The following is a 24,114-nucleotide window of genomic DNA, read 5'->3' as shown; positions in this document are numbered from 1 at the left end:
CAGTCCCGCGTCGTACGGTGGGAGCAGAACCACTGCACGCGGCGGAGGCTCCGCCGCGGACACCGATCGGGGAGCTCCCGGAGTCGGGAGTCTCCCCAATGAAGGGGAGAATGGAATGAGCACCGGATACCGCGTGGAGAATCCCGCCACCGGCGATGTCGTCGAGACCTTCGACACCGCCACCGACGCCCAGCTCGAGGACGTGCTGAGCGCCGCAGACGCCGCACAGCGGGAATGGGCGCAGCGCCCGATCGCCGAGCGCGCTCAGATCGTCAGCAAGGTCGCCGCACTGTTCGACGAGCGCAAGGACGAGCTCGGCCGGATCATCGGCGAGGAGATGGGCAAGCGCCTCACCGAGGGCGTCGAGGAGGCCGAGTACTGCAACGAGATCTTCCAGTACTTCGCCGACAACGGGGAGAAGTTCTCCCAGGAGACCACCCTCGACGTCGACGGCGCCTCCGCGGTGCTCGAGCGGTTGCCCGTGGGCGTGCTGCTCGGCATCATGCCGTGGAACTTCCCGTACTACCAGGTGGCGCGCTTCGCCGCACCGAACCTCATGCTCGGCAACGCCATCCTCCTCAAGCACGCGGAGATCTGCCCGCGGTCGGCGGCTGCGATCCAGCAGATCATGGACGACGCCGGGGTGCCTGCCGGTGTGTACACGAACATCTACGCCAGCCACGACCAGATCGCCGCGCTCATCGGCGACCGGAGGGTGGCCGGAGTGTCGCTCACCGGGTCCGAGCGGGCAGGCGCGGTCGTCGGTGCGCTCGCGGGCCAGCACCTCAAGAAGGCCGTGCTCGAGCTCGGCGGCTCCGACCCGTACATCGTGCTCGACACCGACGACGTCAAGGCCGCCGCGGAGACCGCGTGGGGTCTGCGGATGTACAACACCGGTCAGGCCTGCGACTCCAACAAGCGGCTGATCGTCATGGACGACATCTACGACGAGTTCGTCGCCGAGCTCGAGAAGCTCGCGCAGGCCGCGAGCCCGGGCGATTTCACCGCCGAGGACGCCACGGTCTACCAGCCGCTGTCGTCCCGCGGGGCCGCTGAGCGCCTCGCCGAGCAGCTGTCCCGGGCCAAGGACTCCGGCGCGCAGATCCGCGTGGGCGGCGAGCTGTCGGACTCCGGCGCCTACGTCTCCCCGGCCGTCGTCACCGACATCCCGCGCGGCTCGGACGTGTACTACGAGGAGTTGTTCGGCCCCGTCGCCACGGTCTACAAGGTGACGAGCGACGAGGAGGCGCTCGAGCTCGCGAACGACTCGCAGTTCGGGCTCGGCGGCACCGTGTTCAGCCGTGATCCCGAGCGGGCCAAGAAGGTCGGCGCCGGCCTCGAGGTCGGTATGGCCAAGGTCAACACGACCGCGGCCGAGGGCGCCAACGTGCCCTTCGGCGGGGTCAAGCGCTCCGGGTTCGGCCGTGAGCTCGGGCCCGTGGGCATGGACGAGTTCGTCAACAAGCGCCTCTACTGGGTCGGCGAGGAGTGAGTCGACCGAGCTGAGGAGCTGCGCACGGCGCGGTCGGGGGCGCCCCGGCCGCGCCGTCGGCGTCCACGGGCGCGGTCATCCACCTCCCGTGCCGCTCAGCGGGCCGCGACCGTCACAGGGCTCGGATCATCCCGCCGTCGACGGGGATGACGCTGCCGGTGACATAGGCGGCGGCGGGGGAGAGGAGGAACGCGGCGACCCGGCCGAACTCCTCGGGCGTGCCCAGGCGGCGCAGCGGGATGTGGTCTGTGGGCACCTCGGCGCTGCCCACCCGCGGGGTGCGGATGATGCCGGGGGCCACACCGACCACCCGGATGTCGCGCGGTCCGAGCTCGTCGGACAGCGTCTTGACCATCATGCCCAGGCCCGGGCGCAGGCCGTTGGAGATCGCGATGTCGGGCACCGGGGTCCACACCGATGACGACAGCACCATGCCGATCGCGGACCCGGGCCCGAGGTGCTCCCCGGCATACCGGGCCAGGCGCAGTGTGCCGAGCAGCACCGAATCGAGAGCAGCGCGCCAGTCGTCCTCCGTGGTCTCGAAGAAGCGGCCCTTCTTCGGGCCGCCGACGGAGATCATGAGTCCGCGCACGGGGGAGTCGGGGAAGGCCTCGGCCGCGGTGCGGAACAGGGTCGCGGGTGCCTCGGGCGAGGCGTTGTCGAGTGCGATTCCGTGACTTCCGTCACCGAGTTCGGCGACCGCGGCGTCGACCTTCTCCTGGTTGCGGGAGGACACGAGGACGCGCGCACCCTCGGAAATCAAGGCCTGGGCGGTCGCCAGGCCCAATCCGGAGGTGCCGCCGGTGACGATGTACGCGGAGTTCGCGAGTGAGAGATCCATGCTCTCAGTTTTGCACGGGGGTGCCGAGGTGTGTAGAGTAATCTCTCGTTGCCGATGAGATCGCAAGGCGGTCGAATCGCAGTGGGATATGGTGTAATTGGCAGCACGAGTGATTCTGGTTCACTTAGTCTAGGTTCGAGTCCTGGTATCCCAGCGCTCCGAACTCGGAGTATCAGGCCCCCGTCGTCTAGTGGCCTAGGACGCCGCCCTCTCAAGGCGGAAACGGCAGTTCGAACCTGCTCGGGGGTACACACGGAAGGCCCGGAGGATCATGAGATCCTCCGGGCCTTCGTCATCCCCGAAACATCAGAATGCGAAGGTTCCTGAGAGCCGATGCGCGATTCTTCGCAAGGTCAGCAGAACTCGGTCAGTAGGCCGTGCTGAACATGCGAAATCGTGCGGATCCGCTCTCAGGAACCTTCGGAAATTGCTCTTTCGTCAGGCGCGGTTGAGGGCGTCGGTGAGGGCCTTCGCGGCCTCGAGCACCGCCTGCGCATGTAGCCGGCCGGGCTGGCGGGTGAGGCGATCGACGGGACCGGAGATCGACACCGCGGCGACGACGAGGTTGCTCGGCCCGCGCACGGGTGCGGACACCGAGGCCACGCCCCGCTCGCGCTCGGCAATGCTCTGCGCCCAGCCGCGGCGGCGCACGCCGGACAGGATCGTCGCGGAGAACCGCGCCCCGCGCAGCCCGGTGTGGAGGCGGTCCGGCTCCTCCCATGCGAGGAGCACCTGGGCGGCGGACCCGGCGCGCATGCTCAGCGTCGCCCCGATCGGCACCGAATCGCGCAGACCGACCGGGCGCTCGGCGGCGGCGACGCACAGGCGCAGGTCGCCCTGGCGGCGGAACAGCTGGGCGCTCTCCCCGGTGCGGTCGCGGAGCTGGTTGAGCACCGGTCCGGCGGCGGCGAGCAGGCGGTCCTCGCCGGCGGCCGAGGACAGCTCCGACAGCCGGGGTCCGAGGGTGAACCGGCCCTGCATGTCACGGCCGACGAAGCGATGGAACTCGAGGGCCACCGCGAGGCGGTGGGCGGTCGGCCGGGCGAGCCCGGTGAGGGTGACGAGCTCGGCCAAGGATGCCGGACCCGCCTCGAGCGCGGAGAGGACGAGCGCGGTCTTGTCGATGACACCCACGCCGCTGCCGTTCTGTGTGGTCATGCGCAGTATTCTGCCGTCTCATAGATCGAGATGCAAGTCCGCCATGCAGAACGCGCGTCTAGGATCCATAGGACTCATTCGAAGGAGGCAGTCATGGGCAGGACTCTGGCCGAGAAGGTCTGGGGCGACCACGTGGTCAAGGCCGGCGCGGACGGCGCACCCGATCTCATCTACATCGATCTGCACCTCGTCCACGAGGTCACGAGCCCGCAGGCCTTCGAGGGCCTCCGGCTGGCCGGGCGCCCGGTGCGGCGTCCCGACCTCACGATCGCCACCGAGGACCACAACACCCCGACGGTCGACATCGACAAGCCGATCGCCGACCTCACCTCCCGCACCCAGATCGAGACCCTGCGGAAGAACGCGGAGGAGTTCGGCATCCGGCTCCACTCGCTCGGCGACGCCGAGCAGGGCATCGTCCACGTCGTGGGACCGCAGCTGGGCCTGACCCAGCCGGGCATGACCGTGGTGTGCGGCGACTCCCACACCTCCACCCACGGCGCGTTCGGTGCGATCGCGATGGGCATCGGCACCTCCGAGGTCGAGCACGTGCTCGCCACCCAGACGCTCAGCCTCAAGCCCTTCAGGACGATGTCGATCACCGTGAACGGGGAGCTCCCGCAAGGGTCGACCTCGAAGGACATCATCCTCGCGATCATCGCGAAGATCGGCACCGGCGGCGGCCAGGGCTACGTGCTCGAGTACCGCGGCGAGGCCATCGAGAAGCTCTCGATGGAGGCCCGCATGACGATCTGCAACATGTCGATCGAGGCGGGTGCCCGCGCCGGCCTGATCGCCCCCGACCAGACGACCTTCGACTACCTCCGGGGCCGCCCCCACGCGCCGCAGGGCGCGGACTGGGACGCCGCCGTCGAGTACTGGAAGACGCTGCGCACCGACGACGACGCGCAGTTCGACGCCGAGGTGGTCCTCGAGGCCGCCGACATCGAGCCCTACGTCACCTGGGGCACCAATCCCGGCCAGGGCCTGCCGCTGAGCGGGTCGGTGCCGGACCCGGAGTCGATCGGCGACGAGAACGAGAAGTCGGCGGCGCAGAACGCGCTCGCCTACATGGGGCTCACCCCCGGGACCCCGCTGCGGGACATCGCGGTCGACACCGTGTTCCTCGGCTCGTGCACGAACAGCCGCATCGAAGACCTCCGCGGCGCGGCCGAGGTGATCCGGGGTCGGCAGAAGAACCCGAACATCCGGATGATGGTCGTCCCCGGCTCCGCGCGGGTCCGCCTCCAGGCCGAGGCCGAGGGGCTCGACCAGGTCTTCAAGGACTTCGGCGCCGAGTGGCGGTTCGCCGGCTGCTCGATGTGCCTGGGCATGAACCCCGACCAGCTGTCGGAGGGGGAGCGCTGCGCCTCGACCTCGAACCGCAACTTCGAGGGCCGCCAGGGCAAGGGCGGACGCACGCACCTCGTCAGCCCGCTCGTCGCCGCCGCGACCGCCGTGCGCGGCACCCTGTCCTCGCCCGCCGACCTCGACTGACGCACCCGCACGATCCGAAAGGGGCCACCCATGGAGAAATTCACCTCCCACACCGGCGTCGGCGTGCCGTTGCGCCGCTCGAACGTCGACACCGACCAGATCATCCCCGCCGTCTACCTCAAGCGCGTCACCCGCACCGGCTTCGAGGACGCCCTGTTCGCCCGCTGGCGCAAGCAGGACGACTTCGTCCTCAACCACGAGCCCTACCGCAACGGCTCGGTGCTCGTCGCGGGCGCGGACTTCGGCACCGGCTCCTCGCGCGAGCACGCGGTCTGGGCGCTCAAGGACTACGGCTTCGCCGCGGTCCTGTCCTCCCGCTTCGCCGACATCTTCCGCGGCAACTCCGGCAAGGGCGGACTCGTCGCCGCCCAGCTCGAGCAGGAGGACATCGAGCTCATCTGGAAGATCCTCGAGAACCAGCCCGGCGCCGAGGTGACCGTCGACCTCGAGGCCCGCACGGTCACCTGCGACACCCTCACCGTGCCGTTCCAGATCGACGACTACACCCGCTGGCGGCTCCTCGAGGGGCTCGACGACATCGGTCTGACCCTCCAGCACGAGGCCGACATCACCGCCTTCGAGGCCGAGCGCCCCGCCTTCAAGCCCGCCACGCTCCCGGCCCGCACCTGAGCCGTGCGGCCCCGCGCGTCGGCTAGCATGCGTAGGGTCACCGCAGCACGCGCGAGGAGGAACATGCTCGAGGTCCACGGAGGCACGCCGCTGGCGGGTCGCGTCCGCGTCCGCGGGGCGAAGAACCTCGTCTCCAAGGCGATGGTCGCCTCGCTGCTCGGCGACACTCCCTCGGTGCTCCGCGGCGTCCCGCGGATCCGCGATGTCGAGGTCGTCACCGGGCTGCTGGACGTCCACGGGGTGAGCGTGAGCGCCGGCCCGGACTCCGGCCTCCCCGACGGCGAGCTCACCTTCGACCCGGCCGGGGCATCCCAGGGCTCGATCGTCGACATCGACGCCCACGCCGGCGCCTCGCGCATCCCGATCCTGTTCTGCGGCCCGCTGCTCCACCGCCTCGGACAGGCCTTCATCCCCGACCTCGGCGGCTGCCGGATCGGCGACCGGCCGATCGACTTCCACCTCGACGTGCTCCGGCAGTTCGGCGCCACCGTCGACAAGACCCCGGGCGGCATCCGCCTCACCGCCGCCCAGCGGCTGCGCGGCACCAAGGTCGAGCTGCCGTACCCGTCCGTCGGCGCGACCGAGCAGGTGCTCCTCACCGCGGTGCGCGCCGAGGGCATCACCGAGCTCAAGAACGCCGCGATCGAACCCGAGATCATGGACCTCGTCGCGGTCCTGCAGAAGATGGGCGCGATCATCTCGGTCGACACCGACCGGGTGGTCCGGATCGAGGGCGTCGAGTCGATGACCGGCTATACCCACCGCGCCCTGCCCGACCGCATCGAGGCGGCGTCCTGGGCATCGGCGGCCCTCGCCACCGGCGGCGACATCGTCGTCGAGGGTGCGCACCAGCAGGACATGATCACCTTCCTCAACGTGTTCCGCAAGATCGGCGGCGCCTTCGAGGTGCTCGAGGACGGCATCCGATTCAGCCACCCCGGCGGACCGCTCAACTCGATCGTCCTCGAGACCGACGTCCACCCCGGCTTCATGACCGACTGGCAGCAGCCGCTCGTCGTCGCCCTCACCCAGGCCACCGGGCTCTCGATCATCCACGAGACCGTGTACGAGAACCGGTTCGGATTCACCGATGCGCTCGGCCGGATGGGCGCGACGATCCAGCTCTACCGCGAGTGCCTGGGCGGCACCCCGTGCCGGTTCGGCCGCCGCAACTTCCGCCACTCCGCCGTGATCTCCGGGCCCACCCCGCTGCGCGGCGCGGACATCGAGGTGCCCGACCTGCGCGGCGGGTTCTCCCACCTCATCGCCGCCCTCGCCGCCGAGGGCACCTCACGGGTGCGCGGCATCGAGCTCATCAACCGCGGCTACGAGGACTTCCTCGACAAGCTCGACGGACTGGGGGCCCGGGTGAGCGCCGGATGAGCGCCCCGGAGAGGACCGACCCTGCGACCCCGGAGCCCCGCGTGCCCAAGACCGCCAAGAAGTTCCACGCCCCGAAGTACCACGTCGAGTTCGACGACCCGGCGCTGCGGAGCCAGTACCGGTCCGCTCCCTTCATCGCCGGCCCCGTGGGCCTCCTCTACCCGCTGTTCGGGCGGATCGAGGTCCTCGGCCTCGACCGGATCCCCGAGGGTCCGGCGATCATCGTGCCCTACCACGCGAGCTACCTCGACCCGATCGCGATCGGGCTGACCCTGTGGCGCAACGGCTACCTGCCGCACTACCTCGCGAAGTCCGGGCTGTTCACCGGCATCGTGGGGGCGGTGCTCAAGCGGATCGGACAGATCCCGGTGCTCCGCGGCTCCGCCCGGGCCGGCGACTCCCTCCAGTACGCGCGCGCCGCGCTCGAGGCCGGGGAGAAGGTCGTCATCTACCCGCAGGGCACCCTGACCAAGGACCCCGAGCTGTGGCCGGAGCCCTCGAAGACCGGGGCGGCCCGGCTCGCCCTGCAGACCCGCGCCCCGGTGATCCCGCTCGCGCACTGGGGCCTGCAGAAGCCGATGCCGGTGGGTTCGAAGATCCCGAAGCCGAGCCCCGGCTCGGTGTGCACGGTGCTGTTCGGCGATCCGATCGCCTATGAGGATCTCGCCTACGACCACGACGGCATCCGCGCGCTCACCGACCGCATCACCTCCCACATCGCCGCCGGCGTGGCCCGGCTGCGCGGGGAGGAGCTGCCCGAGCGGTTCCGCGCCGCGCTCACCGAGGACCCGGAGGCCGGCCGATGAGCCGCATCGCCGTGCTCGGCGCCGGATCCTGGGGCACGACCTTCGCCGGCGTGATCGCCGACGCCGGGAACGACGTCACCCTGTGGGCGCGCCGGCCCGAGGTCGCCGAGGAGATCACCGCCCACCACACCAACCGCGCCTACCTGGGCGAGCTCGTGCTCAACGAGCGGATCACCGCGACCGCGGACCCGGCGGCAGCGCTCACCGGCGCCGAGGTCGTCGTGCTCGCGGTGCCCGCCCAGTCCCTGCGGGAGAACCTCGCCGCCTGGACCCCGCTGCTCGCACCCGATGCGATCCTCGTCAGCCTGATGAAGGGCATCGAGGTCGACACCGGGAAGCGGATGAGCGAGGTCATCGCCGATGTCTCCGGGATGCCGGGGGAGCGGATCGCGATCGTGTCCGGTCCCAACCTCGCCAAGGAGATCGCCGCCCGGCAGCCCACCGCCACCGTCGTCGCCTCGCACAGCGCGCAGACCGCGGAGCGGATCGCCGCGCTCACCGCGAACCCCTACTTCCGGCCCTACACGAACACCGACGTCACCGGCGTCGAGCTCGGCGGGGCGATCAAGAACGTCATCGCGCTCGCCGTGGGGATGTGCGACGGGCAGGGGCTCGGCGACAACTCCAAGGCCTCGGTGATCACCCGCGGTCTCGCGGAGACCTCGCGGCTGGCCCTCGACATGGGTGCCGAGCTCCACACCCTGTCCGGCCTCGCCGGGCTCGGCGACCTCGTCGCGACCTGCGCCTCGCCGCTGTCGCGCAACCGCTCGTTCGGCCGGCTGCTCGGGGAGGGTCTCACCCTCGAGGAGGCCGCTGCCCGCACCCGGCAGACCGCCGAGGGCGTGAAGTCCGCCGCCGCAGTGCTCGAGCTCGGCCGCTCCCGCGGCGTCGAGCTGCCGATCACCCAGGCCGTCGTCGCGGTGCTCGGCGGGCGCCTGCGTGTTGACGAACTCGCCGGATTGCTATTGGCTCGGAAGAGGAAGACCGAAGGACCGACGCACTAGCCGACCGATACCCGAGGAGTCGCCATGACCGAATTCCACAACTCGCCGTTCGCCAACCTCAACGAGGTCCCGCGCTTCGAGCTCACCAGCGAGGACATCACCGAAGGCGGCGAGCTCGCCGCGGCGCAGCGCTCCGGGATCATGGGCGTGCCCGGCGGCGAGGACGTCTCCCCGCAGCTGTCCTGGTCCGGGTTCCCTGCGGAGACCAAGGCCTTCGCGGTGACCTGCTACGACCCCGAGGCGCCCACCGGCTCCGGCTTCTGGCACTGGGTCGTCGCCGACCTCCCCGCCGACGTCACCGCGCTCCCGACGAACGCCGGCGACCCCGACGCCGGGCTCCTGCCCGGATCCGCGGTCACCATGCGCAACGACGCCGGGGAGCCCCGCTTCGTCGGCGCCGCCCCGCCGGAGGGCCACGGCCCGCACCGCTACTTCTTCATCGTCCACGCGCTGTCCGAGCCGCTCGGCCTCGACGACTCGGCGTCCCCGGCCTTCGTCGGCTTCAACCTGTTCTTCAAGTCCATCGGGCGCGCCTGGATCGAAACCACTTTCGAGGCGAAGTAATCTGGGGGGATGACTCCCGCAGACACCCGTCCGCTCGTCGCCGTGCTGTTCGGCGGCCGTTCGCCGGAGCACTCCGTCAGCTGCGTCACGGCTGCCGGGGTGCTCGCGGCGATCGACCCCGCGCAGTACCGGGCGCTGGCGATCGGCATCACCCAGGACGGCACGTGGCGGCTCGTCGAGGACTGGCAGGACATGCACTTCGACGCCGCGGCGATGCCGGAGGTCGCCGACGACGGCACTGCGGTGATCCCGCCGATCGCCGCCACCGGGGCCCCGCTGCTCCACCGGGACGCCGGTGGTGCGATCACCGAGCTCGGCGCGGTCGATGTCTACTTCCCCATGCTCCACGGCCCGTTCGGCGAGGACGGCACGATCCAGGGCTTCCTCGAGCTCTCCGGCACCCCCTACGTGGGTTCGGGCGTCTACGCCTCCGCAGCGAGCATGGACAAGCACTTCATGAAGATCGTGCTCCGCGCCGCCGGCCTCGAGGTGTGCCCGTGGGAGCGGGTGACCGACCGTGAATGGCAGGCCGACCCCGCCGCCGTGACGGAGCGCGTCACCGGGCTCGGCTTCCCCGTCTTCGTCAAGCCCGCGCGCGCCGGCTCGAGCGTCGGCGTGTCCAAGGTCGCCGACGCCCCAGGACTCGCCGCGGCGTTCGCCGAGGCCTTCGCCCACGACCACAAGGTCATCGTCGAGCCCATGGTCACCGGCCGCGAGATCGAGTGCGGGGTGCTCGGCTCGATCCACCGCGAGCCCGCCCGGGCGAGCGAGCTCGGGGAGATCACCGTCGTCGGCGATCACGAGTTCTACGACTTCGAGGCGAAGTACCTCGACGGCGATGCCGTCGTCCTCAGCTGTCCCGCGGACCTCGACAGCGAGGTCGCCGACCGGGTGCGAGCCGCCTCGATCCGGGCCTTCGAAGCCTTCGACTGCACCGGCCTGGCCCGCGTCGACACCTTCGTCACCCCCGCCGGCGAGGTCGTCATCAACGAGATCAACACCCTGCCCGGCATGACGCCGAGCTCGATGTTCCCCCGCATGTGGGAGGCGAGCGGCGTCGACTACCCGAGCGTCGTCGCCGAGCTCATCCGCACCGCGCTCGAGGACGTCCCCGCCGCCGCTCCCGGCATCTCCGCCTGAGCGGCAGCCGCCGGTCGGGCGGACAGCGCTCAGCTCTCGGGCGCCTCGGGCACCTGCTCGGCGTCCTGGGCGCCCACGCACTCACCGGTCTGCTCGAGCACGGTGACCGCGGGGGACACCGTGGACAGCACCGTCGCCCCGGACACCCGGGTCGGGTCGAGGATCACCTCGACGGCGGGCGTGCGCCCGTAGGTGACGAACGTCCACGACTCCTCGGACTCCTCGGTGGAGATCCAGTCCACTCCGTCGACGGTGACGCAGCGGTCCGTCGTGGGCGCCGGCGGCTCCATCCCGCAGCGCGCGATCGCGAGCGCCGGATCCCCCCAGGCCTCGGTGCCCTGCGCCGAGGTGTCGCGGTCCGGGGTCCCGTCGATCTCATCGGGCATCCGCAGCATGACCTCCGCACAGGCCGGGTCGTGCGCCTGCGGGGCCGGCTCGAGGACGAGGGCCGGGGTGCAGGCCGCGAGCACGGGTGCGAGGACGAGGAGCGGGAGGAGGCGACGGAGCATGCCTCCCAGGGTAGTCCGCTTGGCATACTGGGGGACTATGACCCCTCCTGCCGACTCCGTGAACTCCGCCGCGAACCCCACCCTCGAAGCGCTCGGGGAGGACGGGGTGCTCGCCCGGATCCTCGCGCGGCTGCCCGCCCCGGACCCCGCCCGGGTGCCGGTGGGGCCCGGCGACGACGCCGCGGTGTCCCGGATCGAGGGTCGTCTGGTCACCACCGCGGACATGCTCGTCGAGGGGGAGGACTTCCTGCCCGCCTGGTGCGATCCGGTGCGCCTGGGCGTCAAGGCCGCCGCCCAGAATCTCGCCGACGTCCACGCGATGGGCGCCGCCCCGCACGGGCTCGTCATCTCCCTCGGTGCTCCCGGCACCACCCCGGTGGACGTGCTCACCGGGATCATGGACGGGTTCGCGGCCGAGGCGCGGCGCGCCGGGGCGAGCGTGCTCGGCGGCGACCTGTCCGGCGGCCCCTGCCTCATCGTGTCCGTCACCGCGCTCGGCACGCTGACCGGGCCCGCGGTGCTCCGCTCCGGAGCCCGGCCCGGCGATGCGGTCGTGCTCGCCGGCACCCTCGGCCGGGCGGCCGCCGGCCTCGACCTCCTCCTCGCCGGGTGCGCCCCCGAGGGCGCCCCGGCGGACCTCGCCGCTCTCATCGAGGTGCAGCGTGCCCCGCGCCCGGACTACGCCGCGGCCGCAACGATCGCCGGGTCCGCGCACGCCCTCATCGACGCCTCCGACGGACTCGCCGGCGATCTCGGCCGGGTCGCCCGCGCCTCGGGGGTGGCCGCCGCGCTCGACCGCGACGCCCTCACCGCGCTCGCCGCGCCCCTGGTCCCGGCGGCCCGCGCGCTCGGGGACCCCGACCCCGCGGCCCGCGCCCTCCACTGGGTGCTCACCGGGGGAGAGGACCACGGGTTCATCGCCACCGTGGATCCGGGGCGCATTCCGGTAGGCTGGACGCGCATCGGCACGTGCCGGGCGGGCGATTCCGGCGTCTCCCTCGACGGGGAGCCGGTCGCCGACACCGCATTCAGGCATTTCACGGGGGACAGGTGAGCACGGAGGAGGACCCGGTCCGACTCAACGGTCGGCTGGCCGCCCGCTGGGCCCGCCGCACCGTGGAGCGGCTGCGCCGCGAGCGCAACGACATCAACGCGCTCAATGTGTTCCCCGTCCCCGACGGCGACACCGGGTCGAACCTCTACCACACCGTGCGCAGCGCCTACCGCGCGGTGGAGAGCCTGTCCGGCTCTGTCACCCTCCCCGAGGTCATCGGCGCGATGGCCACCGGCGCGCTGCGCGGGGCGCGGGGCAACTCCGGCCTCATCCTGTCCGTCGCGCTGCGCGGCGTCGCCGACGCCCTCGAAGGCGTCACCGTGCTCGACGCGCCCGCCTTCGCCTCGGCCCTCGAGCTCGCCGCCCTCCGCGCCCGGGAGGCCGTCGCCGACCCCGTCGACGGCACCATGCTCACCGTGCTCGAGGCGATGGCCGCCGAAGCCCGCACGCGTGCCGAGGCCGGGGACACCCTCATCGCACAGATCGAGGCGGTCCGCGCCCGCTCCCGCGCCGCCCTGCGGGAGACCACCGGTCAGCTCGACGTGCTGTTCGAGGCGAACATCGTCGACGCCGGGTCCACCGGCATCGTCGAGCTGTTCGACCTCCTCTACCTCACCGTCACCGGGCGCGCCCCGACCTCCGAGCGCGGCATCGCCCACGACGCGTCCGCAGGCGTCGCCCTCCCGGTCCTCACCGGCGGCGGCCACGGCGACGGCGAGGACGCCCTCGAGCTCGTGTTCCACCTCGCGGAGGAGAAGGACCGCACCCGCCCGGTCAAGCGGCTGCTCGCCAAGGCGCGCGGCACCTCCGTCGTCGTGTCGTGGCCGATGGTCCACGTCCATGTCCCCGACGAGGAGCACGCGCTCGCGGTGCTCACCGCCTGCGACGCCTACGGGGTGTCCGACCTGCGTGTCGAGGACCTGTCGGTGACCGGGGGGAGCGACACCCGGACCACGGTGATCGCGTTCGCCAGCGGAGTCGGGCTGCTGTTCGCCTGCGGGCTGCAGGACGCGCTGGTCCTCGACTCCGACCACCCCGCCGTCCACGAGCGCCTCACCGAGCTCATCGCCGACGCCTCCTCCCCGGTCGTCGTCGTGCCCGACAGCGCCGCCGCGCTCAAGCGCGTGCAGGCCGCCCACGGCACGGCCGAGGACGTGAGCATCGTGCGCTCCCGCTCGGTCGCCGCAGTGCTCTCCGCGCTCGCCGTCCACGATGCGGCCGAGGACCCGCGCGTCATCCACGCCGACATGTCCGAGGCCGCCGCAGCCACCCGGGTGGGCGCGGTGGTGCAGGCCCGCACCGGTTCCGCCGGCCCCCTGATGTTCGAGACCGGCGATCTCCTCACCGTCATCGACGGCCGGATCCGCGCCGTCGAGACCGACCCCGTCGAGGCCGTCGTCGCGCTCGCCGAACGACTGCTCGGCGCGGGCGGGGAGCTCCTCACCGTCGTCACCGGCGCCCGGCTGCCGGAAACGGTGGGCGCCGCGCTGTCCGCGCACCTCGCGCACGCCCACCCGGAGATCTCCGTCGAGACCGTCCACAGCCTGCACCCGCGCGGCTACGCGGTGCTCGGCGTCGAATAGGACCGGGCGGACGGGAGGCACCCCATGAGCACCGACACCCCGCTGGCGAAGCTGATCTCCCGCAAGCGCGATCTCACCGACCTCGCGACCGTCGGCATCACCACCCTCGAGGACGCGCTGCGCCACTTCCCCCGCACCTACGTGGTGCCCGGGGAGGTCACCCCGCTCGATGCGCTCGTGCCCGACACCGTCGCCGTGGTGAGCGCCCGCGTGGTGCGCGTGACCGCCAAGCAGCTCGCGAACCGGAAGTCGCTCACCACCGTCGTGCTCTCCGACGGCCTGTCCGACGTCGAAGCGCCGTTCTTCAACCAGCCGTGGATCGCGAACACGCTCACCACCGGCCGGCACGTGGCGCTCACCGGCAAGGTCACCCTGTACCGCGGGACCGTGCAGATCGCCTCGCCGCGCTGGCTCAACCCGACCGGCACGGAATCGCTCGACGACGAGGACCTGTCCGTGCCGATCCCCGTCTACCGGGCGACGAGCACGATCGCGACGACCCGCATCCAGCGGCTCATCCGCGTCCTCCTCGACACCGCCCCGCCCGAGGCCTTCGCCGACCCGATCGCCGACGAGATCCGCGCCGTCAACGGCCTGCCCGACTACCGCACCGCGCTCGAATGGATGCACCGGCCCGTCGACGAGCACCAGCCGCAGCGCGCCCGACGGCGCTGGAAGTTCGAGGAGGCCTATGCGCTGCAGGCCGAGCTGCTGTCCCGCAAGGCGCTCGCCGCCGACGACCGGGCCATCGCCCTGCCCGGTGCCGGTGCCGGTGACGGGGACGAGGACGGGGCACCGCGCTCCGCCGGGCTGCTCGGCACCTTCGACGCGGGCCTGCCCTTCGCCCTCACCGGCTCCCAGCACGCGGTCGGCGACGCGATCGCGACCGACCTCGCCGGGGAGGAGCCGATGAACCGCCTGCTCCACGGCGACGTGGGCTCCGGCAAGACGCTCGTCGCCCTGCGCGCCATGCTCCAGGCCGTCGACTCCGGCGCCCAGGCCGCCCTCCTCGCCCCGACCGAGGTGCTCGCCGCCCAGCACCACCGCTCGCTCCTGCGCTACCTCGGCGGCCTCGCCGAACCCGACGGCCTGTTCGACCCGAGCGGAGCGGCGGGGGACCTCACCACGGTGTGGGCCGGGGCCGGCAGTCCGGGCGCGCGCCGGGTGCGCGTCGGGCTGCTCACCGGATCGCTGTCGACCGCCGAGCGCAAGCGGCTCCTCCTCGACCTCGTGTCCGGGCGGATCGACATCCTCGTCGGCACCCATGCCCTGCTGTCGGACACGACGATGTTCTCCCGCCTCGGCCTCGTCGTCGTCGACGAGCAGCACCGGTTCGGTGTGCGGCAGCGGGAGAGCCTGCGGGCCAAGGGCGGCGACCGGATCCCGCACACCCTCGTCATGACCGCGACCCCGATCCCGCGCACCGTCGCGATGACGGTGTTCGGCGACCTCGACGTGTCCGTGCTCTCCGACATGCCCGGCGGGACCCGGGAGATCACCAGCCACGCGGTGTCGCTCGACGCCCACCCCCGCTGGCTCGGCCGGATCCTCGAGATCGTGGGGGAGAGCGGGGCGCGCGGCGAGCAGACCTTCATCGTCGCCTCCCGGATCGAGACCCAGCCGCCGGAGATCGACGCCGAGGGCGAACCCGTGCCCGAGGTGCTCGGCGTCGACGACCTCGTCGCCCGCGTGCAGGAGCACCCGGCCGTCGCCGGCCTGCGGGTCGCGAGCCTCCACGGGCGGATGGACGCGGCCCACAAGGACACGGTGATGCGGCTGTTCGCCGCCGGGGAGATCGACGTCCTCGTCGCGACCACCGTCATCGAGGTCGGCATCGACGTGCCCAACGCCCGCACCATGGTCGTCTACGACGCCGATCGGTTCGGCGTCGCCCAGCTCCACCAGCTGCGCGGGCGGGTGGGCCGCGACGGCTCGGCCGCCACCTGCTTCCTCGTCACCCGCCGCGCCGCCGGATCCGAGGCGATGGAGCGGCTCGAGACGGTCGCTGCGACACTCGACGGCTTCGCGCTCGCCGAGTACGACGTCGAGCAGCGCCGCGAGGGCGACGTGCTCGGCCGCGCCCAGTCCGGCCGCGGCAGCTCCCTGCGCCACCTGTCGGTGATCCGCGACGTCGAGATCATCGAGCAGGCGCGCGAGGCCGCCCGGCAGGTCGTCGCCGCCGACCCGGGCCTGACCGGGCAGCCGGCCCTGCGGGCGGCCATCGACCGGATCCTCGGGGCGGCGGACGAGGACTGGATCGAGGCCGGCTGATGCGGATCATCGCAGGCACCCACCGCGGCCGGCCGCTGAGCGCGCCGCCCGGCGACGGCACCCGGCCGACCTCCGACCGGGTGCGCGAATCACTGTTCTCCTCCCTCGCCGCGCTGGGCGTGCTCGACGGAGCGCGGGTGCTCGACGTGTTCGCCGGCTCCGGGGCGCTCGGCCTCGAGGCGCTGAGCCGGGGGGCTGCGCGCGCGGTGTTCGTCGAGAAGGCGGCTTCGGTGGCCCGGGTCATCACCGGCAACATCCGCTCCCTCGGGTTCGACGACCGGGCCGAGGTGCTCACCCGGCAGGCGACGACGGCGCTGCGGGAGCGCCCGGCCCGCTCGGCCGATCTCGTGTTCGCCGACCCGCCCTATCCGCTGGGCGAGTCGGACGTCGCCGAGGTGCTCGCGCTCCTCGTGCCCGTCCTCGCCGGGGTGGACTCCCTCGTCGTGCTCGAGCGCTCCTCGCGCTCCCCGGCCCCCGCGCTGCCCGCCGATCTCGAGGTGTACCGCGAGAGGACGACGGGGGAGACCCGACTGTGGCTCCTCCAGCTCACCGAGGACGCCGCCCGGGAGGCCGCAGCGGGTGAGCATTAGGATGGCCGCATGAAGGTAGTCCTGCCCGGGTCCTACGATCCCGTCACCGTCGGCCACATCGACATCGCCGCGCGCGCCTCGGCCCTGTTCGACGAGGTCGTCGTCGCCGTCGTGCACAACCCCTCGAAGACGGGCAACTTCCCGCTGGCCCAGCGCATCGCGCTCATCACCGCCGGGCTCGAGGAGGACGCACGCACCGCGGCGGCTGAGAACATCGTCATCGACGACGTGCCCGGCGGCCTGCTCGTCGACTACTGCCGGGACATCGGGGCGCGCGCGGTGATCAAGGGCCTGCGCTCGGGCACCGACTTCGCCTACGAGCTGCCGATGGCGCTGATGAACCGCCACCTCACCGAGCTCGAGACGATCTTCGTCCCCGGCGACCCGCGCTTCGAGCACGTGTCCTCCTCCCTCATCCGGGAGGTCCACGCACTCGGCGGCGACGTCTCCGGCCTCGTGCCCGCCGCTGTCCTGGAGGCGATGGACGCGAAGCGCGGATGACCGCGAGCGCCGAACGCGCGCACTCCGGGCGGCGCGGACCCGGCTGGTTCACCGCGCTCATCGTCTACACCCTCATCGTCCACGCCGCCTACAACGGGCTGCGCGTGCTCATCTCCTACCGCACCCTCGAGCTCGGCGGCGGGGCGGGGGTGCTCGGCCTCGTCACCGCCACCTACTCGCTCGCCCCGCTGCTCGCCGCGATCCCGATCGGTCGCTGGGTGGACCGCGGCTACGCGATGCCGGTGATGTGGATCGGCACCGTGCTCACGATCCTCCCGGCCGCCGGCGCCGCCTGGTCCCCGGGGGTGGCGGTGCTGCTCGCGGCGAACATGGCGCTCGGCATGGGGCAGGTGCTCACCACCGTGTCCGGGCAGGCACTCATCCCGCAGTCCTTCGCGCAGTCCGACCTCAACCGTCGCTTCGGCACGCTCACCGTCGGGGTCTCCGCCGGGCAGGCGGTCGGCGTGCCGGTGGCCGGCCTCATCGCCGGCACCGGCGGGGCCGACGCCCACGTGCAGCCGGCGATGTGGGCGATGGCCGGGATCGCCGCGCTCGCGGTGCCGGCGATGGTCGGCATCACGCGCCGCCCGGCGGTGCGCCACGTACCCAGGGCGGAGGCGCGCTCGAGCGTCCGCTCGCCGCTCGCCATCCTCGGCACCCGGGGGATGAAGCCGGCGATCTTCGCCTCGATGGCCACGCTCGCCGCCGTCGACATCATGACCGCCTACCTGCCGCTCATCGGCCAGCGCTACGGCCTCGGGGTGCAGGCGGTGGCCGCGCTCCTCACCCTGCGCACGCTCGCCTCGATCGTGTCCCGGCTCTCCATCGGACGGCTCACCCGGCTCGTCCCCTTCACCCGCCTGCTCGCGCTCGCCAGCCTGACCGGGGGGATCGCGCTCCTCCTCATCCCGGTGCAGCCGCGGTTCTGGGTGCTCGCGATCCTCATGGTCGCCGCCGGGTTCGCCTTCGGGCTCACGCAGCCGATGACGATGACCTGGGTGTCGACGCTCGCCGACCCCGCGAACCGGGCCGCGGTGCTCTCGATCCGGCTCGCCGGCAACCGGCTGAGCCAGGTCGTCATCCCCACCGCGGCGGCCGGGGTCGCGGCTTTCGGGCCGACCGGGGCGGTGTTCCTGCTGTCCGGTGCGCTCCTCCTCACTGCCGCCGGATCGACCGCGCTGCGCGGGGCTCCGCCGACTGGAAGTTCACCTCGGGAGCGTCTAGACTAGTGTCTCGCGTGTCATCCGCGGGGTCCGATCCCGGCGTGTGCGGCATCGACGATGGAGGTGAGACATGAGGAACCGATCCGAACTCGTGCTCGACCTCCGCAAGCTGGGTCTCATCGACAGGCCCGGGGAGTGGTCGAGGCTGGACACCACGGTACCGGCTCCCGAGGACCTGCGGATCGAGATGATCGGTGTGCCCGAGGGTTCGCCGATCGAGCTCGCACTGCAGCTCGAGAGCGTCGTCGAGGGGATCTACGTCTCCGGCAGCGTCCGCGCTGCGGCTCAGGGGCAGGATGCCCGGACGCTCGAGGATCTGGAGTTGCCGCTCGATGTGGCGATCACAGAGCTCTTCGTCTACGAGCGCGAGCCCGGGGACGAGGAGTCGTACACGGTCGATCGTGACCGGATCGACCTCGAACCGGCCATCCGGGACGCCGTCGTGATGGCCCTGCCGTTCCGCCCCGTCAAGGACGAGGACGAGGACGGCGAGGCCTTCCGGTACACGCTGGGCGAGGATCTGCCCGAGAGCGTGCCGGAGACGGACCCCCGCTGGTCGGCACTGAAGAACTTGTTGGACGAGAAGAAAGAGAGCTAGACGTGGCTGTTCCGAAGCGCAAGATGTCGCGCAGCAACACCCGCCACCGTCGTTCGCAGTGGAAGGCCCAGGTTCCGACCCTGGTCAAGACTGTGGAGAACGGTCGCGTTGTGTACTCGCGCCCCCACCAGGCCAAGGTCGTCGAGGACTCCGCCGGCACCCCGCTGTTCCTTGAGTACAAGGGACGCAAGGTCGCCGACATCTGATCACGCCCACCGGCTGATCAGTACGCGATCCGTGGAGTCCCACCCGGACCTGCACCATCTCAACGAGCGTCTCGGAGTCGATATCGACCCCGGGACGCTTCGTCTTGCCCTCACGCATCGGAGCTTCGCGTTCGAGAACGGGGGCATCCCGACGAACGAGCGGCTCGAGTTCCTCGGCGACGCGGTGCTCCAGCTCGTCGCCACCGAATCGCTCTTCCGCGACAACCCCGACCTGCCGGAGGGCCGCCTGGCGAAGATGCGCTCGGCCGTGGTCAACACCCGCGCCCTCGCCGCGATCGGCCGCGGGCTGGGGATCGGGGAGTTCATCTTCCTCGGCAAGGGGGAGGAGCTCACCGGCGGCCGCGACAAGGACTCGATCCTCGCCGACACCGTCGAATCGCTCATCGGGGCGACGTACATCGGCTGCGGGCCCGAGGACGCCTTCGCGCTCGTCCACCGGCTCGTCGACGACATGCTCTGCGACGCAGTGCAGCTCGGCGCCGGCATGGACTACAAGACGACGCTCCAGGAGGCCGCCGCGGACCTCGCGCTCGGGCCGGTGAGCTACGCGCTCGACTCCCGCGGGCCCGACCACGCGCGCGTCTTCACCGCCACCGTGCTGCTCGGCGACACCGAATGGGGCAGCGGCGAGGGCACCTCGAAGAAGAACGCCGAGGCGCGCGCCGCCGAGGCCGCCGTGCGCACCATCGCGGTGCAGCACCCCGACTACCGCCGCTGATGCGCTCGCCAGCCCCTGCCGCCCGGTCGCCCCGTGCCTGAGCTGCCCGAGGTCGAGAGCGTCGCGAGCGGCCTGCGGACCTGGGCCGCCGGCCGTCGGGTCACCGGGGTGCGGGTCCTCGATCCGCGGATCCTCGGCACCACCTCGAACCGGACCATCGCCGCCGGTGCGGTCGAGGAGTTCACGGAGCTCCTCACCGGGCGGGAGATCGCCGCGGTGGAGCGCCGGGGCAAGTTCCTCTGGCTGCCGTTGGCGCCCGAGCGGGGTCCGTGGCGCCCGGGCCGGGCCGTCGACCCGAGCGGCCCGCCGCTCGCGCTCTCCGTGCACCTCGGGATGAGCGGTCAGTTCCGCGTCCACACGCCGGCCGACCCGCTCCACCGCCACACCCGGGCGGTCCTCGACCTCGCCGGTCCGGGCCCGGCCGAAGCCGACCCCGCAGCTCCTCCCACCGAGCTCCGGTTCCTCGACCAGCGGATCTTCGGGCACCTCGGCGTCGAGCCCCTCGTTCCCGACCCGCACCGGCCCGGTGCGCAGCCGGACGGCAGCGCGGGACTCGTGCCCGGTTCGGCCGCGCACATCGCGCCCGACCCGCTCGAGCCCGGCTTCGACCTCGAGGCCGTCGCCCGCCGGATCCAGCGGAAGCGCACTGCGCTCAAGATCGCGCTCCTCGACCAGACGACGGTGAGCGGGATCGGCAACATCTACGCCGACGAGGCGCTGTTCGCCGCCGGCGTCCACCCGCTCGCCCCGGCGGACTCCACCCGGATCTCGCGCATCCGTGCCGTGCTCGCCGCGGCGGATGCGGTCATGCGGGCCTCGCTCGAGCAGGGCGGTACGAGCTTCGACGCGCTCTACGTCCACGTCAACGGCGAATCCGGCTATTTTGCCCGCAGCCTGAATGCCTACGGTCTTGCTGGCCAGCCTTGCATGCGCTGCGGGACGTCGATCGTGCGGGAGAAGTTCATGAACCGATCGAGTTTCTTCTGCCCTGTCTGCCAGCGGAAACGCTAGTTCGATCGGTCGCCTGCGACGCGATCACAAACAGGGGATCGGGCTACATCGCCATGGCGTCGCCTCGTTTCCCGATACGTCAATGTAGGACGATCACCGTCGCTCCAGAAGCGCTCCGGTCACGGTATTCTCTCGCACCGCGCGTGGGCGTCGATGCGGACACTGCAGTTCCACGGCACGAACCGGCAGTGGTGAGGACAGGGCGATTTGCCCAGTTCGGGGTGGGCACTGACTTGCAGCGGCGGTCCATGAGACCCGTTCAATCGACGAAGCCGTCGAGGCTGACTGACGGTCTTCCTTTCACAACTTTCGACGTCTGACGAGGACCTACAGGTAGCGACACACCTGATCGGCGCTGCAGGTCTCCGGCTCGGGGTGCGCTGCATCGTCCCGGAGGTCCGTGATGGTGTCGCGCAGTGCGGACAGCTGGGAGATCTGCTGCTCGATGTCGTGCAGGCGCGCGTCGAGCAGGTCGCGCACGTGGTCGCACGGGGCACGTCCGGCGTCGCGGATGTCCATGATCTGGCGGATCTGGGCGAGGGTGAGGCCGGCGGCCTGGCCGCGGTGGACGAAGTCGACACGTGCGATCGCGTCCGGCGGGTAGTCACGGTACCCCGACGACGTCCTGCCGGGCGGCGGTAGCAGCCCCTGCTCCTCGTAGAACCTCAGGGTCTTGGCCGTGGTGCCGGCCGCCTGTGCGAGCTCCCCGATCTTCACGCCGTCCTCCGATCGTGTCGCGGCCGTACTTGACCTTCCCCTGTACTGGAAGGTCCAGCATAGTTGATGACGGAACAGAAGACCAAGGACTGACAGGAGCAGGGATGCCTACGAAGTACGACCTCGCCATCATCGGATCGGGCGGCGGAGCGTTCGCCGCCGCGATCCGTGCGAACACGCTCGGCAAGTCGGTGGTGATGATCGAGCGCGGGACGCTCGGCGGAACCTGCGTGAACACCGGCTGCGTGCCGTCGAAGGCGCTCATCGCCGCCGCCGACGCGCGGCACTCCGCGGCCGACGCCGCCGACCGTTTCCCGGGGATCGAAACGTCGGCGGATCCGGTGGACATGCCGGCGCTGATCGGGAGCAAGCAGGACCTGGTCGAGGGCCTGCGAGGCGAGAAGTACGTCGATGTCGCCGAGGCGTACGGATGGCACGTCCGCAAGGGCGACGCCTCGTTCGCCGGCACCCCCGACGCGCCGGTCCTGGAGGTCGTCGGACCCGACGGGGCCGTCGGGACCATCGAGGCTGACCAGTACCTGGTCGCGACCGGATCCCGGCCATGGGCCCCGCCGATCGAGGGCCTGGAAGAGGCCGGGTACCTGACCTCGACCACGGCGATGGAGCTGACGGCGGTGCCGAAGTCGCTGCTGGTGCTCGGCGGCGGCTACGTGGCGCTGGAGCAGGCCCAGCTGTATGCGCGTCTCGGGGCGAAGGTGACCCTGCTGGTCCGTTCCCGGCTGGCGTCGAAGGAGGAGCTGGAGGTGTCCAATGCCCTGGCCGAGGTCTTCTCCGACGAGGGCATCCGAGTGGTCCGCCGAGTGGTCCCGACCCGCGTCGCCCGCGACGCGGACGGACAGGTCGTCGTCACCGCCGACGTGTCCGGCGGATCGCAGGACTTCCGCGCCGACCAGGTTCTGGTCGCGCTCGGCCGACGGCCGGTCACCGAGGGACTCAACCTCGAGGCGGTGGAGGTGAAGACTGGCGACGCCGGGCAGATCGTCGTCTCTGACCAGCTGCAGTCGTCCAACCCCCGGGTCTGGGCCGCGGGGGACGTCACCGGGCACCCCGAGTTCGTCTATGTCGCCGCCCACCACGGCACCCTCGTGGCTGAGAACGCGTTCACAGATGCCCAAAAGCCGGTGGACTACGCGAGGCTGCCCCGGGTGACGTTCACCTCTCCTGCCATCGGCGCGGTCGGGATGACCGAGAAGCAGGTCCTCGAGGCGGGGATCCGCTGCGACTGCCGCGTCCTGCCCCTGCACTACGTGCCCCGCGCGCTGGTCAATCGCGACACCCGCGGCTTCATCAAGATGGTCGCCGACGCGGACACCGGGGAGATCCTGGGGCTGACCGCGGTCGCCAAGGACGCGGGGGAGCTGGCCGCCGCCGGGGTCCACGTGCTCGGCAAGACCATCGCCGAGGTCGCCGACGCCTGGGCACCCTACCTGACCATGGCCGAGGGCATCCGGATCGTCGCCAAGGCCTTCACCGCCGACGTCGCCAAGCTGTCCTGCTGCGCATGACCCGTCCTGAAGACAGCGAATACCCGAACCCAGAACTGGAGGAATCCGCAATGACCGATCTCAGCACACGACTGCCCGAGCGGCTCAGCCGGACCGAGGAGACCGGCCTCGATCCCGGCCTGCTGATCCCGCTGCTTCGGCTTCTCGCCGACGGCGATCCCGTCACGGTCGAGCAGCTCGCCACGGCCGCGGGCCGCACACCCGAGCAGGTCAGGAGCGGGCTGGCAGCGGTGCCCGACACCGAGTACGACGACCTGGGTCGGATCGTCGGCCAGGGCCTCACCCTGCGGCCCACCCCGCACCGGTTCACCGCGTCAGGAGAAGGGCTCTACACCTGGTGCGCGCTGGACACCCTGGTCTTCCCGGCGCTTCTCGGCCGCCCAGCGCGCGTGGAGTCGGTCTCCCCGGCCAGCGGCGAGATGATCCGCGTCGCCGTCGATCCGGTCGCCGGAGCCATAAGCATCGAGCCCGCCACTGCCGTGGTCTCGCTGATGAATCCGGACCAGATCACCTCGATCCGATCGTCGTTCTGCAACCAGGTGCACTACTTCACCTCTGTTGGCGACGCTGCCGAGTGGCTCGCCGAGCATCCCGGGGCCGAGGCGGTGCCGGTGGCCGAGGCGCATCGGATCGGAGCCGAACTCGCCGCGCGCCTGCTCGACCGGTCCCAGGGTGATGTCTCGGCGGCCGACGACTGCCGCCGCTGCTGCTGACCCAAGGCTTCGAGAGATTCGAGATACAGATGACATCAGAACACTATGACCGGCCAGGTGGCGGAGGCCTGCTCTTCGGGGCAGGTGCAGTGCTGCTCATGGCCGTCTGCTGCGCACTGCCATTGCTCATAGCCGGGGGAGTGCTCGCCGGCGTCGGAGGCCTCCTCGGCAGCCCCTGGGTGATCGGTGCGGGCATCGCGCTCGTCGCGCTCGTCCTGCTGGTCGTCGCCCGCCGCCGAGCCCGCCACGGCCGCACCGGACCCGACTGCTGCCTGCCGACCGACCCCACCCACCCCGCCGACCCGAAGGACGACCAGAACCGATGACGATATCCCTCACCCGCCGCACAACCCTTTCG

25 protein-coding genes and 2 tRNA genes are annotated in these 24,114 nt (G+C 71.6%); 23 read left to right on the top strand and 4 right to left on the bottom strand.

The features are described 5' to 3' along the window. Positions 1-115 precede the first annotated feature (115 nt). Positions 116-1,492 carry an NAD-dependent succinate-semialdehyde dehydrogenase gene (locus FDF13_RS13975; protein ID WP_137320179.1) on the top strand — a complete coding sequence of 459 codons (1,377 nt, stop codon included), beginning with the start codon at positions 116-118 and terminating at the stop codon, positions 1,490-1,492. A 112-nt stretch (positions 1,493-1,604) separates the two neighbouring features. Here FDF13_RS13975 and FDF13_RS13970 read toward each other — a convergent pair whose 3' ends face one another. Next, a complete protein-coding gene (locus tag FDF13_RS13970; RefSeq protein WP_137320178.1) occupies positions 1,605-2,333 on the bottom strand; it encodes an SDR family NAD(P)-dependent oxidoreductase in 729 nt (242 codons plus the stop codon). Positions 2,334-2,415: 82 nt separating this feature from the next. Between FDF13_RS13970 and FDF13_RS13965 the strand changes: the two genes are divergently transcribed. Together FDF13_RS13965 and FDF13_RS13960 are read left to right on the top strand one after the other, a co-directional pair. Beyond that, positions 2,416-2,487, top strand: a tRNA-Gln gene (locus FDF13_RS13965). Between the two features lie 22 nt (positions 2,488-2,509). Then, positions 2,510-2,582: transfer RNA gene (locus FDF13_RS13960), tRNA-Glu, on the top strand. A gap of 189 nt (positions 2,583-2,771) precedes the next feature. Here the strand turns inward: FDF13_RS13960 and FDF13_RS13955 are convergent. Next, positions 2,772-3,491 (bottom strand): IclR family transcriptional regulator, encoded by a 720-nt coding sequence (locus FDF13_RS13955; RefSeq protein WP_137320177.1) that lies wholly within the window; start codon positions 3,489-3,491, stop codon positions 2,772-2,774. A gap of 93 nt (positions 3,492-3,584) precedes the next feature. Here FDF13_RS13955 and leuC point away from each other — a divergent pair, with 93 nt between their 5' ends. From leuC to FDF13_RS13920, 7 genes are all read left to right on the top strand, one after another. Next, complete coding sequence (leuC, locus tag FDF13_RS13950) at positions 3,585-4,988, top strand: 3-isopropylmalate dehydratase large subunit (RefSeq protein ID WP_137320176.1); 1,404 nt, start codon at positions 3,585-3,587, stop codon at positions 4,986-4,988. Between the two features lie 30 nt (positions 4,989-5,018). Next, positions 5,019-5,618: a 3-isopropylmalate dehydratase small subunit gene (gene leuD / locus FDF13_RS13945; RefSeq protein ID WP_137320175.1), complete on the top strand. Its 600-nt coding sequence runs from the start codon at positions 5,019-5,021 to the stop codon at positions 5,616-5,618. 63 nt (positions 5,619-5,681) lie between these two features. After that, entirely contained in the window at positions 5,682-7,001 is a 1,320-nt protein-coding gene (murA, locus tag FDF13_RS13940) for a UDP-N-acetylglucosamine 1-carboxyvinyltransferase (RefSeq protein WP_137320174.1), read from the top strand. Next, complete coding sequence (locus FDF13_RS13935; protein ID WP_137320173.1) at positions 6,998-7,807, top strand: 1-acyl-sn-glycerol-3-phosphate acyltransferase; 810 nt, start codon at positions 6,998-7,000, stop codon at positions 7,805-7,807. Before murA ends, FDF13_RS13935 begins: the two co-directional genes overlap by 4 nt. Beyond that, positions 7,804-8,811, top strand: a complete 1,008-nt coding sequence (locus FDF13_RS13930; RefSeq protein ID WP_137320172.1) for an NAD(P)H-dependent glycerol-3-phosphate dehydrogenase — start codon at positions 7,804-7,806, stop codon at positions 8,809-8,811. The genes FDF13_RS13935 and FDF13_RS13930 overlap by 4 nt, the downstream gene beginning before the upstream one ends. A gap of 24 nt (positions 8,812-8,835) precedes the next feature. Beyond that, the gene (locus tag FDF13_RS13925; RefSeq protein WP_137320171.1) at positions 8,836-9,375 is read left to right on the top strand and encodes a YbhB/YbcL family Raf kinase inhibitor-like protein; all 540 of its coding nucleotides are present in this window, start codon (positions 8,836-8,838) and stop codon (positions 9,373-9,375) included. Positions 9,376-9,384: 9 nt separating this feature from the next. Then, positions 9,385-10,515 (top strand): D-alanine--D-alanine ligase family protein, encoded by a 1,131-nt coding sequence (locus tag FDF13_RS13920; protein ID WP_137320170.1) that lies wholly within the window; start codon positions 9,385-9,387, stop codon positions 10,513-10,515. A gap of 29 nt (positions 10,516-10,544) precedes the next feature. Here FDF13_RS13920 and FDF13_RS13915 read toward each other — a convergent pair whose 3' ends face one another. Beyond that, a complete protein-coding gene (locus FDF13_RS13915; protein ID WP_137320169.1) occupies positions 10,545-11,024 on the bottom strand; it encodes a DUF3515 family protein in 480 nt (159 codons plus the stop codon). Between the two features lie 37 nt (positions 11,025-11,061). Between FDF13_RS13915 and thiL the strand changes: the two genes are divergently transcribed. The 10 genes from thiL to mutM all read left to right on the top strand — a co-directional run bounded on the left by thiL (position 11,062) and on the right by mutM (position 20,800). Continuing rightward, positions 11,062-12,078, top strand: a complete 1,017-nt coding sequence (gene thiL / locus FDF13_RS13910) for a thiamine-phosphate kinase (protein ID WP_137320168.1) — start codon at positions 11,062-11,064, stop codon at positions 12,076-12,078. Further along, a complete protein-coding gene (locus FDF13_RS13905) occupies positions 12,075-13,661 on the top strand; it encodes a DAK2 domain-containing protein (RefSeq protein WP_175406989.1) in 1,587 nt (528 codons plus the stop codon). Before thiL ends, FDF13_RS13905 begins: the two co-directional genes overlap by 4 nt. A gap of 24 nt (positions 13,662-13,685) precedes the next feature. Further along, positions 13,686-15,932 carry an ATP-dependent DNA helicase RecG gene (locus FDF13_RS13900; RefSeq protein ID WP_137320166.1) on the top strand — a complete coding sequence of 749 codons (2,247 nt, stop codon included), beginning with the start codon at positions 13,686-13,688 and terminating at the stop codon, positions 15,930-15,932. Then, positions 15,932-16,522 carry a 16S rRNA (guanine(966)-N(2))-methyltransferase RsmD gene (gene rsmD, locus FDF13_RS13895; RefSeq protein WP_137320165.1) on the top strand — a complete coding sequence of 197 codons (591 nt, stop codon included), beginning with the start codon at positions 15,932-15,934 and terminating at the stop codon, positions 16,520-16,522. Before FDF13_RS13900 ends, rsmD begins: the two co-directional genes overlap by 1 nt. Before the next feature lie 9 nt (positions 16,523-16,531). Beyond that, positions 16,532-17,023 carry a pantetheine-phosphate adenylyltransferase gene (gene coaD / locus FDF13_RS13890; RefSeq protein WP_137320164.1) on the top strand — a complete coding sequence of 164 codons (492 nt, stop codon included), beginning with the start codon at positions 16,532-16,534 and terminating at the stop codon, positions 17,021-17,023. Further along, positions 17,020-18,252 carry an MFS transporter gene (locus FDF13_RS13885; RefSeq protein WP_137320163.1) on the top strand — a complete coding sequence of 411 codons (1,233 nt, stop codon included), beginning with the start codon at positions 17,020-17,022 and terminating at the stop codon, positions 18,250-18,252. Before coaD ends, FDF13_RS13885 begins: the two co-directional genes overlap by 4 nt. A gap of 64 nt (positions 18,253-18,316) precedes the next feature. Continuing rightward, entirely contained in the window at positions 18,317-18,844 is a 528-nt protein-coding gene (locus tag FDF13_RS13880) for a DUF177 domain-containing protein (protein WP_137320162.1), read from the top strand. Positions 18,845-18,846: 2 nt separating this feature from the next. Then, entirely contained in the window at positions 18,847-19,050 is a 204-nt protein-coding gene (rpmF, locus tag FDF13_RS13875) for a 50S ribosomal protein L32 (RefSeq protein ID WP_101651830.1), read from the top strand. Positions 19,051-19,081: 31 nt separating this feature from the next. Continuing rightward, positions 19,082-19,789 (top strand): ribonuclease III, encoded by a 708-nt coding sequence (rnc, locus tag FDF13_RS13870; protein WP_247423851.1) that lies wholly within the window; start codon positions 19,082-19,084, stop codon positions 19,787-19,789. Between the two features lie 33 nt (positions 19,790-19,822). Further along, positions 19,823-20,800, top strand: a complete 978-nt coding sequence (gene mutM / locus FDF13_RS13865) for a bifunctional DNA-formamidopyrimidine glycosylase/DNA-(apurinic or apyrimidinic site) lyase (RefSeq protein WP_137320161.1) — start codon at positions 19,823-19,825, stop codon at positions 20,798-20,800. Between the two features lie 327 nt (positions 20,801-21,127). On the opposite strand, the gene FDF13_RS13860 is transcribed toward mutM, so the two are convergent. Further along, positions 21,128-21,517 (bottom strand): heavy metal-responsive transcriptional regulator, encoded by a 390-nt coding sequence (locus tag FDF13_RS13860; protein WP_070436137.1) that lies wholly within the window; start codon positions 21,515-21,517, stop codon positions 21,128-21,130. Positions 21,518-21,621: 104 nt separating this feature from the next. On the opposite strand from FDF13_RS13860, the gene merA reads away from it, so the two are divergent. The 3 genes from merA to FDF13_RS13845 are packed head-to-tail and all read left to right on the top strand — an operon-like array spanning position 21,622 to position 24,082. Further along, complete coding sequence (merA, locus tag FDF13_RS13855; protein ID WP_137320160.1) at positions 21,622-23,043, top strand: mercury(II) reductase; 1,422 nt, start codon at positions 21,622-21,624, stop codon at positions 23,041-23,043. Between the two features lie 50 nt (positions 23,044-23,093). Further along, the gene (merB, locus tag FDF13_RS13850) at positions 23,094-23,756 is read left to right on the top strand and encodes an organomercurial lyase MerB (RefSeq protein ID WP_137320159.1); all 663 of its coding nucleotides are present in this window, start codon (positions 23,094-23,096) and stop codon (positions 23,754-23,756) included. A gap of 29 nt (positions 23,757-23,785) precedes the next feature. Next, positions 23,786-24,082 carry a hypothetical protein gene (locus FDF13_RS13845; RefSeq protein WP_137320158.1) on the top strand — a complete coding sequence of 99 codons (297 nt, stop codon included), beginning with the start codon at positions 23,786-23,788 and terminating at the stop codon, positions 24,080-24,082. The last annotated feature ends 32 nt before the right edge of the window (positions 24,083-24,114 follow it).

The sequence above is a fragment of the Brevibacterium sp. CS2 genome (assembly GCF_005280295.1).
GTDB classification, from domain to species: Bacteria; Actinomycetota; Actinomycetes; order Actinomycetales; family Brevibacteriaceae; genus Brevibacterium; species Brevibacterium pityocampae.
This window is presented reverse-complemented; position numbering and strand designations above follow the sequence as displayed.

Bases quoted from the DNA above. Each gene is read 5' to 3' on its own strand.
- FDF13_RS13975 (WP_137320179.1), top strand. From the start codon at position 116: ATGAGCACCGGATACCGCGTGGAGAATCCCGCCACCGGCGATGTCGTC.
- FDF13_RS13970 (WP_137320178.1), bottom strand. From the start codon at position 2,333: ATGGATCTCTCACTCGCGAACTCCGCGTACATCGTCACCGGCGGCACC.
- FDF13_RS13955 (WP_137320177.1), bottom strand. From the start codon at position 3,491: ATGACCACACAGAACGGCAGCGGCGTGGGTGTCATCGACAAGACCGCG.
- leuC (WP_137320176.1), top strand. From the start codon at position 3,585: ATGGGCAGGACTCTGGCCGAGAAGGTCTGGGGCGACCACGTGGTCAAG.
- leuD (WP_137320175.1), top strand. From the start codon at position 5,019: ATGGAGAAATTCACCTCCCACACCGGCGTCGGCGTGCCGTTGCGCCGC.
- murA (WP_137320174.1), top strand. From the start codon at position 5,682: ATGCTCGAGGTCCACGGAGGCACGCCGCTGGCGGGTCGCGTCCGCGTC.
- FDF13_RS13935 (WP_137320173.1), top strand. From the start codon at position 6,998: ATGAGCGCCCCGGAGAGGACCGACCCTGCGACCCCGGAGCCCCGCGTG.
- FDF13_RS13930 (WP_137320172.1), top strand. From the start codon at position 7,804: ATGAGCCGCATCGCCGTGCTCGGCGCCGGATCCTGGGGCACGACCTTC.
- FDF13_RS13925 (WP_137320171.1), top strand. From the start codon at position 8,836: ATGACCGAATTCCACAACTCGCCGTTCGCCAACCTCAACGAGGTCCCG.
- FDF13_RS13920 (WP_137320170.1), top strand. From the start codon at position 9,385: ATGACTCCCGCAGACACCCGTCCGCTCGTCGCCGTGCTGTTCGGCGGC.
- FDF13_RS13915 (WP_137320169.1), bottom strand. From the start codon at position 11,024: ATGCTCCGTCGCCTCCTCCCGCTCCTCGTCCTCGCACCCGTGCTCGCG.
- thiL (WP_137320168.1), top strand. From the start codon at position 11,062: ATGACCCCTCCTGCCGACTCCGTGAACTCCGCCGCGAACCCCACCCTC.
- FDF13_RS13900 (WP_137320166.1), top strand. From the start codon at position 13,686: ATGAGCACCGACACCCCGCTGGCGAAGCTGATCTCCCGCAAGCGCGAT.
- rsmD (WP_137320165.1), top strand. From the start codon at position 15,932: ATGCGGATCATCGCAGGCACCCACCGCGGCCGGCCGCTGAGCGCGCCG.
- coaD (WP_137320164.1), top strand. From the start codon at position 16,532: ATGAAGGTAGTCCTGCCCGGGTCCTACGATCCCGTCACCGTCGGCCAC.
- FDF13_RS13885 (WP_137320163.1), top strand. From the start codon at position 17,020: ATGACCGCGAGCGCCGAACGCGCGCACTCCGGGCGGCGCGGACCCGGC.
- FDF13_RS13880 (WP_137320162.1), top strand. From the start codon at position 18,317: ATGAGGAACCGATCCGAACTCGTGCTCGACCTCCGCAAGCTGGGTCTC.
- merA (WP_137320160.1), top strand. From the start codon at position 21,622: ATGCCTACGAAGTACGACCTCGCCATCATCGGATCGGGCGGCGGAGCG.
- merB (WP_137320159.1), top strand. From the start codon at position 23,094: ATGACCGATCTCAGCACACGACTGCCCGAGCGGCTCAGCCGGACCGAG.
- FDF13_RS13845 (WP_137320158.1), top strand. From the start codon at position 23,786: ATGACATCAGAACACTATGACCGGCCAGGTGGCGGAGGCCTGCTCTTC.